The 15,964-nt window shown below is 25.5% G+C and carries 11 protein-coding genes; 5 read left to right on the forward strand and 6 right to left on the reverse strand.

Annotation, left to right across the window (positions count from 1 at the left end; genetic code table 11):
- Window positions 1-21 precede the first annotated feature (21 nt).
- Window positions 22-750 carry a flagellar filament outer layer protein FlaA gene (locus tag BMUR_RS05065; RefSeq protein ID WP_083771105.1) on the reverse strand — a complete coding sequence of 243 codons (729 nt, stop codon included), beginning with the start codon at window positions 748-750 and terminating at the stop codon, window positions 22-24.
- A 336-nt stretch (window positions 751-1,086) separates the two neighbouring features.
- On the opposite strand from BMUR_RS05065, the gene BMUR_RS05070 reads away from it, so the two are divergent.
- From BMUR_RS05070 to BMUR_RS05085, 4 genes are all read left to right on the forward strand, one after another.
- A complete protein-coding gene (locus BMUR_RS05070) occupies window positions 1,087-1,770 on the forward strand; it encodes a pseudouridine synthase (RefSeq protein WP_013113527.1) in 684 nt (227 codons plus the stop codon).
- Window positions 1,771-1,980: 210 nt separating this feature from the next.
- Window positions 1,981-3,786, forward strand: coding sequence for a methyl-accepting chemotaxis protein (locus BMUR_RS05075; protein WP_013113528.1), 1,806 nt, complete (start codon window positions 1,981-1,983; stop codon window positions 3,784-3,786).
- Between the two features lie 74 nt (window positions 3,787-3,860).
- The gene (locus BMUR_RS05080; RefSeq protein WP_013113529.1) at window positions 3,861-4,493 is read left to right on the forward strand and encodes a DUF2726 domain-containing protein; all 633 of its coding nucleotides are present in this window, start codon (window positions 3,861-3,863) and stop codon (window positions 4,491-4,493) included.
- A gap of 27 nt (window positions 4,494-4,520) precedes the next feature.
- Window positions 4,521-5,135, forward strand: coding sequence for a DUF2726 domain-containing protein (locus BMUR_RS05085; protein WP_013113530.1), 615 nt, complete (start codon window positions 4,521-4,523; stop codon window positions 5,133-5,135).
- 45 nt (window positions 5,136-5,180) lie between these two features.
- Here the strand turns inward: BMUR_RS05085 and BMUR_RS05090 are convergent, their stop codons facing one another.
- Entirely contained in the window at window positions 5,181-6,926 is a 1,746-nt protein-coding gene (locus tag BMUR_RS05090) for an RNB domain-containing ribonuclease (RefSeq protein WP_013113531.1), read from the reverse strand.
- Between the two features lie 258 nt (window positions 6,927-7,184).
- Between BMUR_RS05090 and aroC the strand changes: the two genes are divergently transcribed.
- The gene (aroC, locus tag BMUR_RS05095) at window positions 7,185-8,294 is read left to right on the forward strand and encodes a chorismate synthase (RefSeq protein WP_013113532.1); all 1,110 of its coding nucleotides are present in this window, start codon (window positions 7,185-7,187) and stop codon (window positions 8,292-8,294) included.
- Window positions 8,295-8,693: 399 nt separating this feature from the next.
- Here aroC and BMUR_RS05100 read toward each other — a convergent pair whose 3' ends face one another.
- The 4 genes from BMUR_RS05100 to BMUR_RS05115 all read right to left on the reverse strand — a co-directional run bounded on the left by BMUR_RS05100 (window position 8,694) and on the right by BMUR_RS05115 (window position 15,783).
- Window positions 8,694-9,467 carry a DUF7021 domain-containing protein gene (locus tag BMUR_RS05100; RefSeq protein WP_013113533.1) on the reverse strand — a complete coding sequence of 258 codons (774 nt, stop codon included), beginning with the start codon at window positions 9,465-9,467 and terminating at the stop codon, window positions 8,694-8,696.
- A gap of 330 nt (window positions 9,468-9,797) precedes the next feature.
- The gene (locus tag BMUR_RS05105; protein WP_013113534.1) at window positions 9,798-10,601 is read right to left on the reverse strand and encodes a DUF2262 domain-containing protein; all 804 of its coding nucleotides are present in this window, start codon (window positions 10,599-10,601) and stop codon (window positions 9,798-9,800) included.
- Between the two features lie 212 nt (window positions 10,602-10,813).
- Window positions 10,814-14,140 (reverse strand): DUF4132 domain-containing protein, encoded by a 3,327-nt coding sequence (locus BMUR_RS05110; RefSeq protein WP_013113535.1) that lies wholly within the window; start codon window positions 14,138-14,140, stop codon window positions 10,814-10,816.
- Between the two features lie 299 nt (window positions 14,141-14,439).
- Window positions 14,440-15,783 carry a tetratricopeptide repeat protein gene (locus BMUR_RS05115; protein WP_013113536.1) on the reverse strand — a complete coding sequence of 448 codons (1,344 nt, stop codon included), beginning with the start codon at window positions 15,781-15,783 and terminating at the stop codon, window positions 14,440-14,442.
- Window positions 15,784-15,964: the final 181 nt, after the last annotated feature.

A 15,964-nucleotide genomic window follows, 5' to 3' on the forward strand; every position in this document is an offset into this window, starting at 1 on the left:
ATTCTTCTCCTTACTTATACCTTATTGTTGCGCTTCTTGTGGCTGTTCTGCAGTAGTATCTGCTTGAGCTGTACCGCCTTCTTCACCTACTACTTGAGCTCCACCTTCTGTATATTGTTCAGAAGATCTTCCGCCAACTTCCTGACCTAATGTAGTTTCAATATCTGAACCGTCATAAGCTTCTCTAAATGTATCTGTTACTGTTTGGAAGTAGTCCAATAAAACTACAAAGTTATCAGCTCTTTCCTCTGGTGATGACCAGAAACGGAAATTCATAAATCTTAAACCTTTTGCTCTAGGAACATAAGGTTCTTCTTGAGGAATGAAAGATGGTACTGCTGTACTCATATTTCTCCAACCGATAAATCTGATTGAGCCTAAAGGTAATGTATAAGTATAACCGCGATAGTCTTCAAATAACATTTCCATAGTATAGTCATAGTTACCACCCCATACCCAAACATCAAAAGTCTGAGCTTTTCCCGGTATGATTTTTTGTACTGTTGGAACTAAGTCAAAGAAGTTATAAGATTTTCTGAAAAAAGAAACACTTACTGATAATGAATTAGTTGAATTATAACTTTGGTTACCCATACCATATGGTTTTGTAGCGAACAATCTCATATTAGGATACTTCATTACAACACCATTTTCATTTGTTCTATCACCTCTAAACATAAAACGGCTAGCATTTGATATAGGCTGCCATTCATCTAATGTTTCAAAGTTGTAAAGTAGTCTAGTCTCCATGTAAACACTAGAAGTTTGTCCATAAACAGCAAATGAACTTATGCTTATGAATAGACAAATGATTATGAGGTAGCGAGAAAAATCTCTCGTACTTCTATAGAATTTCATAGCGCACTCTCCTTAATATTTATAGCTAAGCAATTATATCCAATAACTTAGCACCATTATATTATAATCAACAAAAATTGTCAACTATAAAATATAAAATTCTCATACTATTATATCGATATAATGCCTATATTATTTTAGGAAATAATTATTTAAATTTGATTAAAATTCATATTATGGTAATATTATTTTATAATTTTTTTAAATAATAAAATAAAATAATAAAAAATGAGATTAAACAAATATATAGCATCATTAAATATTGCAAGCAGAAGAGAAGCTGACAAACTTATTCAAAACGGAAACGTTAAAATAAATGGAATAGTAAATACAAATCCCGCATATCAGGTTTCTAATGATGATAAAGTAGAATGCGATATAAATGAATACAAAAAAGATAAAATATATATAAAATTAAATAAGCCTAGAGGATATGTTGTGTCTTCAAATAAAAAAGAAGGAAAACCTATATACAGCCTCATAAAAAATGATTTTAATAATATATATCCTGTAGGAAGACTTGATAAAGACAGCAGCGGACTTATAATACTAACTAATGACGGAGTTTTCAGCAGAAAAATTATAGGTGAAAATACAAACTGTAAAAAAGAATATTTTGTAAAAGTTAATGATAATATTCCGGATGGGGCTCTAAAAAAACTTGAATACGGAATATCTTTAGACGGACAAAAATTAAAACCTGCTGAAGTAAAAAGAATAAATAAAAACTCATTTCATATCATTCTTACAGAAGGAAAAAACAGACAAATCAGAAGAATGTGTCAAAAAATAGGTTTTGAAGTAATAATACTAAAAAGATTAAGAATAGCTGATATATTATTAGATGATTTAAAAGAGGGAACATTCAAGCATCTTACAAAAAATGAAATAAACTCTGTATTAGACAATTAGTATGATTATATATTATATAATAAATTGACAATTTTGTACGCTATATGTATAATTAATTAACATATATAAGTATTTAAATTATTTTTTTAAATATTTTTTTATAAAAATCAAATATATTTTACTATATTCTTATTTTATTAAATATAATTGACACAAAAAATTTTTTTTATATACTTTCTACTTGGAGAATTTATTTTTAAGGCTATTTTTATGAAAAACAACAGAATACTATTATTAAAATTGATTATCCCTTTTGCTGTCTTCTTAATTGCAGCATATATTGTTATGTTTTTTGCTTATAAAACTGTATATACCAATGAATTTATAAAAAATACATTGGTAGAGATGGATAATACTGAATTAGTAATATCAACAGAAATGGAAAAAGTATATGATGTAATGTACACATTAAGAGGATATTTTGGAGCAAACGAAAACTCATTTACAAGTATAAGAAGAACTTTAGAAAGCATATTAAAATCAAATAAAAATATATATGATATACTATACGGAAATGAAATACCATACAGAGATGGAGGACTTTTTGTTAATGGAATAAGTCCTTATCCTGATACTTATGATCAAACTTCAAGACTATGGTATAAAGGGGCTCTTACTAAAAATGGTATATTTATTACAGAGCCGTATGTTGATGCAAATACTGGGGGAATATGTATAACATTGGCATTAGCTGTATACACTAATAATTCACTAAAAGGAGTTATAGGTATAGACTTCTTAGAAATGAATAATATATCAAAAAAAGTTATTAGCGAAAATCAGGTTAATATAATGACTTCAGCAGGACTTTATATGTCGCATCAGAATAAAGACTATATATTTAATGACAATCATAATATATATCAGGAGCCTTTATTTAAAGATGCAAAATCATTAGAAGACCCTAATAAAGCCATAATGCAGATAGTAGGAAATGAATGCTACACCATAAAACCATTAAGAGACACCCCTTATAAAATTGTAATACGAGGAAATATGGATGCTATAAATAATAGAATAAGAAATATCATGCTTGCATATCTTTTAGTTATTATTATTTTAATAGCAATACAAACAGCTTTAGCATTCTTTGTAGTTATACCTATATCTCAAATGCTTGATAAAGCTATGAACAGCATAGAACAAATGTCTAAAGGAAACTTTATTATAGACAGCCGAAATAATGAAAATAAAAATGATAAATCAGTCTCTTTAGTTTCTTATGTCAATAATATGAAAAATGCTATAGGAAATGTTGTATATAAACTTCAGTCAAATCTTAATACAATAAATACTGAAATAGAAAGCATATCATCAAGCAGTGAATACTTATCTGACAGAACTAATACTCAGGCAGCTGCTATAGAAGAGCTTACTGGTTCAATGCAGTCTTTATCAAGTTCTATAAAAGAAATAAGCTCTAATTCATTAAATGCAAAAGATAAAAGCTCTAAAATAATGGAAACTACAACTAATGGTGTAGAAGCTGTTAATGAAATATCTGCTCATATGCATGAGATATCTGAATCCAGTAAAAAAATATCTGAAATAACTAAACTTATACAATCTATTGCATTTCAAACCAACATACTTGCTCTAAATGCTGCTGTTGAGGCGGCAAGAGCTGGAGAACAGGGAAGAGGTTTTGCTATAGTTGCAAGTGAGGTAAGATCTTTAGCTCAGACTGTTAATGAAGCTGCGAATAATATCACTTCTATTGTAGATGAAACTGTTAAAAGAGTAGAAATCGGAAATGAATCGGCAAATAAATCATCTTCTATACTAAATACTATTAATGATTTGGTAAAAGAAATGGAAAATGAACTTCAGGATATATCTCAGTCTATAATGCAGGAAGAGGATGGAATAATACAAATGAATGCTGCTATAAAAGAATTAAATAATATCACTCAGGAAAACTCAAGTTTAGCTGCTCAAAACTCATCTTCAAGTTTGGAGATATCAAATATGAGTAAAGGTATTATTAATGAAATAGAATATTTTAAAGTAAAATAAAAAATGATTATTTTTTATTATTGCTAATAAAAATTATTATTTCTATTTATTATTAAGAAATGGAGATTTGATTTATGTTTGAAATAGCAATCATTATGGCAGCATTGACCATACTAATAGTACTATTATTTATATTTGCATCTAAACAAAATAAAAAACATAATAACATAGAAGAAAAGCATAATAAGATAGAAATAGATGAAACAGAAGATGATGATAATATATTTACAATAAATGAAATCACGCAGCAAAGACTAAAATATATGGAAAGCGGAGAGATAAAAACAAAAAAAATTATGAATATAGAAGAAACTAAAATTTTTTACTCTATGGTTAAAATATTAAATGATTATAGTGTAAATCCTCAAGTGTCTTTTAGAGCTTTTCTGAAAGGAGAAGAAGATACCGATACTTGGAAAACTTTTAGAGATTTTTACTGTGATTTTCTAATAACACATAAAAAAGGAAATAAAATCAATGAACCTATTGCTGTTATAGAATATCATGGCGGCGGACACTTTGGAGATAGCGAAGAAAAAAAATATAAAGTAGAAAATAATGATTATGTTAGAGAAAAACTTTTTAGTAAAATAGGGCTTAAGTATTTTATAATAAAAGATTATTATATAAAAATGAACTCAGGATTGATAGATGAAGAAAAATTAAACGGATATTTAAATGATATAAATAAAGCTTTATCTAATTAAAAATATATAAATAAAAAGAGGAAATTAATGGCTATAATAGGTGCTGTTTTATTTTTGATTATAATACTGTTTGCTATCTCTAAAATGGACAATCGAACAAAAAGCTGCGGATATAAAAAAAATTACTACAGAAGATACAGAAAATATAATAAATATATAAAAAAAGATATAACAGAACTGAGATTAGAAAATATGGATACAGGAAATATAAGCACAAAAAAAATTATGAATATAGAAGAAACTAAAATATTTTTTTCAATGCTTAAAGTATTCAGAGATTATAATATATACAAACAGGTATCATTTAAAGCATTTTTAGATGCTGAAGAAAACACGGACGTTTGGAAAACTTTTAGAGATTTTTACTGTGATTTTCTAATAACACATAAAAAAGGAAATAAAATCAATGAACCTATTGCTGTTATAGAATATGACGGTGCTGGTCATTTTGGGAATAATGAAGATATAAAAGAAAAAATTAAGAATAATGATTTGATAAAAGAAAAGTTAATTCAAAAAGCAGGAATGAAGTATTTTATAATAAAAGAAAAAGATATAAAAATAAATGATAAATTTATAGATGATAAAAAATTAGAAAATTTCTTAAACAGCATAATAATTTCATTAAAAAGCAATAACTAATATAAAATTAATCATTGCTTTTATTATTTATTATAATTTTTCATATCACAAAGAGAAAAATATCTTTCCGTTTTCTACATTAGATTTTGCAGCAAGCACTTTTACTCTATCACCCAATTCATAAGCCTTTATCTTATCTATATAAACGCTCTGCATATCCTGATAAAATCTATAATTAGAGCCTATATAAATAGATTCTATAAAGCCTTCTATATCCAAACCTTCTATCTCTACATAAATACCTTTTGGAGATATAGAACTTATAACTCCGTAATATTCATCGCCTAGTCTGTCTTTCATATATCTGGCTGCCTTTATCTGTCTTGTATATCTCTCTGCTTTCTTTGAAGTCTTATCAAGAAGAGATAAACTATCAATAGAATCTTTGCATACATTTTTTAAGCTCTCTTCTATAACCTCATTACCAGACAAAATAGTATCTTTTACTATTCTATGTATAAGCAAATCAGCATACCTTCTAATAGGAGAAGTAAAATAGGTATAATAATCAAGCCCCAAACCAAAATGACTCTTATTAACTATACTATAAGATGAAGGCGTCATAGAACGAAGCAAAACCGGTATAAGCAAATTCTCTTCCTGTTTACCTTTAACCCTATCAACAAACTCCTTTATATCATAACTTTTATCTGGAAGTTCTTTTAAATCATAGCCTTTATTATGAGCCAGTATTTTAAAATTATTAAATCTGTATTCATCTGGAACACCATGGTAACGATATATCACACCATCATATTTAGAAAGCTTTTTCGCTATTTCGCTGTTTGCTAAAAGCATTAATTCTTCTACTATTGACATAGATTGTTTTTTTTCTTCCGCATAAAACTCTATAGGTATGCCGTCATCATCTAAAACAATTTGTACATTCTGATTATCAAATTCAACGCCCCTGCCCTCTTTTCTTCTATTATATAAAAGATTTTTGATAATTAAAGCATTATCAATTAAAACAATAAGCCAATCTTCTGCTTGGCATTTTTTATCTATAATATCCTCTGCATAATCATAAGATAACTTTTTATCAGAATTAATAACACTTTTAAAAACTTCTGAAGATAATACTTCTCCTTTATTGTTAATATGAACTAATAAAGTCATAGCAAATCTGTCGGCATTTTCATTTAGAGAAATTACATTATTAGATAAAATTTCCGGAAACATATTATACACTTCATCAATCAAATACGTAGAGTTTCCTCTGCTTCTGGCTTCAATATCCAAAGGAGAATTAAGTTCGATAAAATGACTTACATCAGAAATATGAATATAAACTTTATAATGATCATCATCTTCTTTTTCTATACTTAAAGCATCATCTAAATCCTTTGAGCTTTCACTATCTATAGTTATGGTTTTTAAATTTCTTAAATCTATCCTGCCTTCTTCTATATTATTAAAATCAGAAGTATCATTTATTTTTTCAGCATACTTAATTAATTCTTCGCTAAAATCCTGCTTTATATTATAAGCCTTAGCTATAATTTTAGAATCTTCTTTAGCATTTTTTACATCAATATTTACTCTTACCGATTTTACTGTTTTTGGGACATCTTCTTTACCTTCTAATTTATTGATATACTGCTTTCCTTCTTTTGTAACTTTTAGCAAATTTCCATCTGTTTTTTGTATATAACCATCACTTATAGATTTTCTTATCAAATTTGTAAGCGATGTTTTTTCAATTGCTGTTTTTGAATTAAATTTTATAAATATATTATAATCCATTTGATTTTTCATAAGCTTCTTTATTAATTCTTCTGCTGTTTTCATTAATTCACCTTCCAAATTAAATTTCAAATAATATATACTTTTTTCAAAGTTATTTCAATTAAATAGAAAAAAAATTAATATTATATATAAAACCATATAATTTTTTGACTATTCTTCACATCTTACATTTAATGGATATAAAAAAATTTTCAGTATAAACAAAACTTTTAATTATTAATATGATATGGAAAGTTTATAAAAAATAATATATACTAATATAAAATTATAATAAAAAAAATTAATTTCAGGGATGTATTTATGGGAAGCGTATTTGGTAATAATATCAAATTAAGTTTATTTGGAGAATCACATGGCGAAGCTATAGGCTGTGTTATAGACGGTTTTCCTTACGGTATTAATATAGACTATGACTTTGTAGATAGTGAAATGGACAGAAGAAGGGCAAAAAATGCAAAACTTGCAACAGCCAGAACAGAATCTGACAAACCAGAAATATTATCAGGTATTCTTGAAAATAAAAGCACCGGAATGCCTATTGCAGCAATAATTAAAAACGAAAATAAAAGAAGCGGTGATTATTCTAATTTAAAAATAATGCCGAGACCTTCCCATAGTGATTATACTGCTATGCTTAGATATGACGGCTTTAATGATATAAGAGGAGGCGGACATTTTTCTGGAAGATTAACTGCTCCTTTAGTATTTGCCGGAGCTTTAGCAAAATTGGCGTTAAAAGAAAAATTTGATATAGAAATAGCTGCACATATTAAACAAATATACAATATAAAAGATAAATACCCTAATAATACTTTTCCAACTTATGAAGAGTTCATAGCCAATTACAATAAAGAATTAAGCGTTTTTGATGATGAAGCTATGAATAAAATGATAAATATAATAGAAGAAGCTAAAATGAATATGGATTCAGTTGGAGGAATTATAACTGCTGCTGCCTTTAATGTACCTGCTGGTTTCGGAGAGCCTTTTTACGCATCTATAGAAAGCAGAATAGCACAGTCAATGTTTGCTGTTCCTGCTGTAAAAGGAATTGATTTCGGACTCGGATTTGATTTTGTAAACTATAAAGCAAGTGAATGTAATGATCTATACACTATAAAAAGCTATGATAATATAAAGAAAGTAGAAACAAAAACTAACAATAACGGAGGAATACTAGGAGGAATATCCAACGGCATGCCTATAATAGTTAATGCTGTAATAAAGCCTACTCCATCAATATCTAAAGAACAATTAACTCTTAACATAGAAACAAAAGAAGAAGATACTTTGATAATTAAGGGACGTCATGACCCATGCATAGCTGTAAGGGCAGTACCTGTGATAGAGGCGGCACTTGCCATTGCAATACTTGATTTATGCATAGATATGAAAGGGAAATTAATATAATTAAGAAAAGATATTTACCGCACGTTAAACCAAATTCTTAAATATAATGAAATTTGAAATTCTAAATAAAACCTATAATTATTAACTTTATTATACGTGCGGTAATAAACGTTATAAATTTAAAAAAATCTTGGGTGGGCAGCTAAAAATAGCAGATTAAAACTATAAAGAAAAAAATAATACAGAAATTACAAAATAAGATTAAAAAATTTAGAGGGCGGGCAGATATAATGAAATTTTTAAACTTTTATTGATACTCCGCTATTTATTATTTATATTTATTACTTAAATTAGAAATAAAGAGTTAATCAGGTTTAGAATTTATTTAATGAAATATTAGTAAAATTTTAATTATAGATAAACTTATATTTGTTCTGTGTGTGTAAAGAAGGCTATAAATTAAAAAATCATTAGTTGGGTAATCGGTTTAAAATTAAAATCCCAATCACTATTTACTGGAATTGTATGTCCATCACCGTTTTTAAAATAAAATGTTATACAGTTTTCACAATATATGCTTATAGATGTTAAACTTATTGATTTTATGAATTCTTCTTTTTCTGTATTATGAGGCTTAAATATACTCTCTGCTGCACACTCTTTTAATTTCCTATCAATATCTTTTTTATTAGCGAATATTTTTTTGATTATATCAACGCTTCTTTTATTAAACTCTTCATCAATATTGTCAAAGAAGATTAAAATATTACTGCAAGTCCAAGGCATCTCTTTCTTAAAACTGTTTATATCCTTATTAAGTTCAAAATCTCCTAACTCTTCATCTTTATAATAAATAACCTCTGAATATTTTTCTAATATGATATTTAAATCATCATCTTTATAATTATTATCAACTATATCTTCAAGTAAAAAATTAATATAGAAGTCGTCAGGATCTTTTTCTTTTCTCACCTTTAATCTTACTATGCTTTCATCTTTAAGTATTTTTAAATATTCTTGAGCTTTTTCAACTTTTTTATGAATGATAATATGAGTATTTTCTATAATTTCATTAGTAGAAATATTTTTTAAAGCTATAGCATAAACAAATAAAGTATCATATTTTTCACAAGGTATTTTATTATATCTGCAGCATGATCTTTTAAGTATGAATGCTATGTCAAAAATTTCATCATTAAAATTTTTATTAAAGTCTTTAATTTCTTTATCCATTTTTACACCCTATTAATATAGTAATATACTAAATAAAATATCAATAATAAATTTTCAAAGTTTTATTAATACACCGCCATTTATTATATATAAATTTAGTAGTACATTTAATTTTTAAATATGTGCTTTGGAAAAGTTGACATAAAAATAAAATAGAACTTAGATAGCACAATACTTTATTTATATATATTATCACAATATAAAATATAATCATATTAAAAATTTATTTAACGCACGGTAAGTAAAATTTACTATATAATATAATTTGAATTATAAATAAATTAATGTTTTACATTCTATTTATCGTGCGTAGAAGTAATTAAAAATTAATTATCCTTCTATATGAGCATCTGTAAAATTAAAATCACAGTCGCTTTCTACTACTATAGAGTGTCCCCAGAAAATATCGCCGTCATCAAACCAAAATGTTATAATATCTTCACTTATAGTTATAGATGTTAAGGCTATTAATTTTGAGAAATCTTCTTTGCTTATATGAGGCTTTTCTGCATCATCGTTCCATATGTTGGCATCTTCAAGCATATTTTCTGATATATACTCTTTTAGTTTTTTGTCAATATCTTTTTTATTATTAAATATTCTCTTTATTATATCAACACTTTTTTTATTTAGTTCTTCATCAATATCTTCAAATAAGACTGAAATATTATTATCATTCCATAGTATATCTTTACTAAACATGTCTATACTTTTATCAAGCTCAAAATCACCTAACTCCTCATCTTTATAATAAACAGGCTTAGAATATTTTTCTAATATAATATTTAAATCATCATCTTTATAGTCATTATCAACTATATCTTCAAGCAAAAATCTCATATATAAATCATAAGTATTTTTTTCTTTTCTCACCTTTAATCTTGCTATGCTTTTACTTTTAAGTGTTTGAAAATACTCTTTTGTTTCTTTAACTTTTTTCTGAATAAGAATATTATCGTTTTCTATAATTTCATTAGAGGAAATATTTTTTAAAGCTATCGCATGAATGTATAAAGTATAATATTTATCTTTATTAGCTTTACCAGCTCCTAAGCATGATTCTTTAAGCACGAACGCCATGTCTAAAATTTCTTCATAAAAATTGCTATTAAAGTTTTCAATTTCCCTGCTCATTTTATATCCTTTATATTTGTTATTATATTTATTTTATCAACTTTTTCCAACCGCTATGCTCTATGAACTTAATCAAAGTTTTTATCCTTCGGATACACTTCGCGAAAGTGAAAGTATAAAATTAGTACTAAATAATAATAATTTTATAATAAATAATTAAATGCCCCTATTAAGTACTATATAAAATACACAATAGGTGCGTGAATAATTTTTTATTTTATAAAATAAGATTTTACTGTTCCATATATTGATGAAGTAAATCTCTTATTAATCTCTAAAGGATTTATATATTCTTCTTCATTGCAGTTTCCGTTTTCATCTAGTCTATGAAAAGCAATATTTTTAAATGTTACTTTTTCTCCCGCCTCTATTCCAAACCACATATATTCAAAATCTATACGGCATGCAATATTTAATATAGAGTCTTTTAATTCATAATAAGTATAGCTTCCGCCGTCTTCAATATCTCTGCTTCTTTCAAATGACATTTTATTTGCCATTGACATAATCTCGCCTGCTGTTATTTCTCTATCTTCAAAAGAAATTATTTTGTTGTTTTTTATATGCTCTTCTTTCACTTCTTCAAATAATAAATCAAGCTGATTAATAGGCTGTGATATTTCATAGTCGCTTAACTGAGTTTTCCATTTTGATAATTTTTCATCGTCTAATTCTATAGGGTGAACTAAAGTAATATTCTTTTTGTTTTTAAGACTGTCTTCAAATATATATTCTTCTTCATCGAAGGTATTGAAAGAACCGTCTTCCATATATCTGAAACTTTCTATTAAATTATTTTTTTCATCATAAACGCCCCATATAAGTTTTAAAGCAAATATGTTCATTATAGGGTTTTCTACAAAAAGTTCATTAAAAGTTTTATAAGACCATTTACGCCCATTTAATAAAACTTTATTTAATCTTGTTATTTGATTAGAAGTTATCATTTTGATATTTTTCTTTATCAAAGTTAATTCTTTTTTAGCTGCATCCGCTTTTTCTTTATCATCTTTACTGTTTGGTGCAGGAAGTGATTTTAAAACTTTATTGTTTGAATCTGTTACTTCTATAGTGAAATCATTTTTTATTTGAAGTTTAAATACTCTGTCGGCTTCTCCTCCGTAATGAAGTTCTCTCATTCCTTTTTTATCAAAATCCAAATCTGGTATTATTTTATCTATAAGCTCATCTTCTGAAATCTCTAATGCTTTGGCAGTCTTTTTTAATGCATCTTTAGCAGCATTTTTAACCTGATTATTTTTAACTTTTACAGACATAGTGTCAACTAAAACCAATGCAAATTTGCTTGCTTTTAATGCTATAGCATATACTGCATGTGCTGCTAATGCTCCTCTTGAGTTTAATGCCCATTCTTCAATCTGAGCCTTTAACTTTAAGAGTTTATCTTCAGTTTGAAAAAGACAATATGGAATAAGTATATTTTTTAATTTTGTATCTGCTTTATTATCAAGCCAATTTGAATATATATTATCAAGTGCATTTCTAAGTGAATCAATATCAAAAAACTCTGCTATCTTGTTGCAGTCTTTTAATATTGAAGGCTCTTTTAAAGCAATATATTCCATAAACATATACTTAACTATATTTAAAGGAGCTTTAGTTTTTTTATCTTTTAACAAAATATTAGAGAGTATATTTTCGTCTATATCTTTTATTAGAGTTTCATGTCCTTCATTATAGTATTTATTTAAATATTCGTTTATTTCGTCAACACTTTTAAATTTAAAATCATCATCAAACTTTTGTAAATCCCAATATTTAATTATCTCTTTATAAACTGTTCTTGAAGCCTCTTTTCCTTCATTTGCCAATTTTTCTACTTCGCTTCTAACAACGCTTTCATTATTATTTATTACCGATACACAATGCTTTTTTATTTCCTTTGATTTTGCTGTGTCGAGAACTTTGAAAACAAAATCAAATTTATTATCAATAAGTTCGTTTAATTCATCACTGAAAATATAATTAATGAATGATATAGTACCATTAATATTAACTGTTATAGAAGTGATAAATGATTTTTCTTCCATAATAGATTTTGTTTCTTCTACATTATTTTTTATAAGAGTAATAATATCATTTTTTGAGTTTAATAATGATAAATAAATATCTTTTAACGGCACTTTTTTATCATTAACTAATTTTTCTTTAGCTTCTAAAATACCTCTATTATAGAATATTTCCTGAATAGAAACATAAATAGAAATTTTACCATATATTCCGTAATACTTTAATAATTTAGTAGTAATTTCTGATGCTTCATCATTTATACCATCAAGCGACATTATAGCTGATAAATAATGACTATGATTGCTATAAGGGTTTTCTTTTACATATTTAAAGCTTTTAGAAGTTATTTCATCGAAATTTTTAATAGCTCCCATTATTTTTAATAACTCTACGCACATTGTTTTGAGAGTTTCTACAATAGCATTAGTATCAATATTATATTTATTATCACCGCTTGCAAGCATAATTGATGAAAGCATAGCATAATCAAGATATAATTGTTCTAATTTTGATTTTGCTATTATCTCATAAAGCTTATAAAAAGTTTCTTTGTCTTCATCATATAATTTTTTTGCTTCTACTGTTAAATATGAAATAAAAAGAGTGTTATTATTAACTATTGTGTTTAATAAAATACATTCTTTAGGGAAACTGCATAGTTCTAAATATTCAGGTATAAGTTTTTGAGTGTAATAATAATAGCCTTTATCCTCTGAATATCCTTTAAATAATCTTTTATATAATTTTATAGTTCTTGTCATATCTTTGTATATATTCACAAGAAAATAAATCATATTATTATCTTTATTTAAAATATTCATTAATCTTTTATAAACTTCTTCATCTTTATCAGCTATACTAAAAATTAATGATATAGTTTCTTCATCATTAATTTTTAGAGAGTCTATATAATTTAATAATTGTTTGATGAGGATTTTATCATCATCTCTATTTATGAGATATGCCAAAATAGTTAATAATAAATGAGGCTCTTTATTCAATAATGCTTTATTGTCATTTTTTACTTTTTCTAAGTATTTATTAAACTCTTTAGACACATAGGCTTCTAATTCTGAAAACTTATAAAAATTATTAACTTGTATTTTTATATATTTAGATGCTTTATTATTAGCCAAAGTTGCTTTAGAATATTTTGTATCATATATAGTTCTTTCAGTTGTATTATTATAACTTTCTATTAATGCTTTTTCTAAATCTTCACCAGTGGATAATCTTAAAATTATATCAACATTTTCACCCTTGTATATATCTTTAATCACAGCTTCAGCGTATTTTGATATAGCTTTTTTATCTTCTTCTTTAGTATTTTCATCAAAATAAAACTTAAAAATATCTTCAGCATCAACTCCGTAATAATTTTTTAAAGTAGGACAGCTATTTGTTCTTCCGTAAAAATAATCAAGAAATGCATTCTTATTGTTTTCATATTGGAATATTCTTTCAAACTTATTTCTTATTTGTTCTTCATTACTGATATTATTCTCCATAGTTAGCACCTCATCTTTCAATAGTATTTTTATATAGTATAATTAATTTTTTTCATTATGTCAAATTTATTAGTAAGCAATGAAGTTAAAAAACAATTTTTGCTAAAATGCATACATTTTACTATGTACTAAAAATTTTTAAGTTTGTCAAAATTTGCTTTTTAATTTTATTGTTTGTGGAGGCTTTGCCCCCACACCCCCAGTTCTTTTTGTGACCAAAAGAACCAAAAAGACTGCATTTATATGTCCAAATTTTGAAGTTCGTATTTAATAATACAGGTTGTAAAAATATAAAATTTTTATTTTTCCATAAAATGCTCGAATCCTAAATCTTTTGACTTTTGAAGATACTCATCACTTTTATTTTTACATTCTTCTTTTGAATATCCGCTTATTTTTTTACCAAGTTTAGCATATTCATCGTATACAAGATGTAAATAGTAGTAGGTTTCTCCTATTTCATATTTCTGTTTATTATTTTCTACCGATTTATTTAGATATTCCAATGATTCTTTTAAATAGTTTTTATCATTATTTTCTTTATATTGTAAATATGAAAGAATACCTTTATTATTTAAAAGTGCTATATTATTAGGTGATATTTCTAAACCTTTATTTATGTATATTTCTGCCTGTTTTAAACTTTCTTTATTATCATTTATTTCATAATGATTTAAATATAAAAATGATATATTTGCATATAGAGAATAGTAATTTTTATTAATACTTAGCTCTTTATTATAATCTTTCAATGCCTTATTAAAATATTCTTCATCTTTAGTTTCTCTGTATTTATTTGAATATAAAGTTCCTCTATTATTTAAAGTATTTAAAGCTTTAATATAATTTTTATCAATACTTAAAGCATTATTATAATCTTCTAATGATTTCTTGAAATATATTTCTTCTTTAGTTTCTTTATATTTATCAAAATATATATTACCTCTATTATTTAAAGCCATTATATTTTTTGGTTTTATTTTTAATGCTTCAGTATAAAGTTTTATGGCTTCATCATAATTTTTATTCATTTGTTCATTTAATGCACTACTAAGTAATTCGCTTACTTTAGCCATATCAGCATTTGTTTTTGATTGTTTGGTTTGTTCTTCTATTTTATTTAATGTTAATTCTATTTCTTGGGCTTTTTTATTTAATTCTTCTAAGGTTTTATTTGATTCTAATTCTGTTTCTTTTATAATAAGTTCCGACTGCTTTTGATTGCTTTCCATTATTTTATTATTGGCGTATATTCCTAAAATTGTGAATATTATCATTATTAAAGATAAAAATGCGAGCCAGAAAGTCACTGTATTTATTGAAAAGTCTTTACTGTCTTTTAGTGTTTCTCTAAGTAAATCGATATTAGGTTTGAATGCTTCTTCTAATGTATTTTTTATAAACTCTTTATTTTCAAAACTTTCATTTGTAACCGTTTCTTTAAGGAACTCATAATAATTGCTTAATTGTATTTGTGAATTTGTTTCAAACTTTCCAATACTATAATCCATAGACTTTTTTATTGAATAAGAAAATAAAAAATATATTACAATCAATGCTATTAAAAATATTAAACATACAACAATATATAATATAAATGTAGTATTATCTTTATTATTAAAATTATTTGTATTATTAGACATATTTTTACCCTATCATATTTTAAATATATTATATAGCTAAATGCAAAAATATAAACAATATTTAATTAACGATTTAATTTAATAAATTTTATTCTCACTCCCCGCCCTCTAAATTTAATTGTATTATTATGTTACTGATATGCTATTTTTTGTTTTTTGGTTTGATACTGTTATTTTAGCT

The organism is Brachyspira murdochii DSM 12563 (assembly GCF_000092845.1).
Lineage (GTDB): Bacteria > Spirochaetota > Brachyspiria > Brachyspirales > Brachyspiraceae > Brachyspira > Brachyspira murdochii.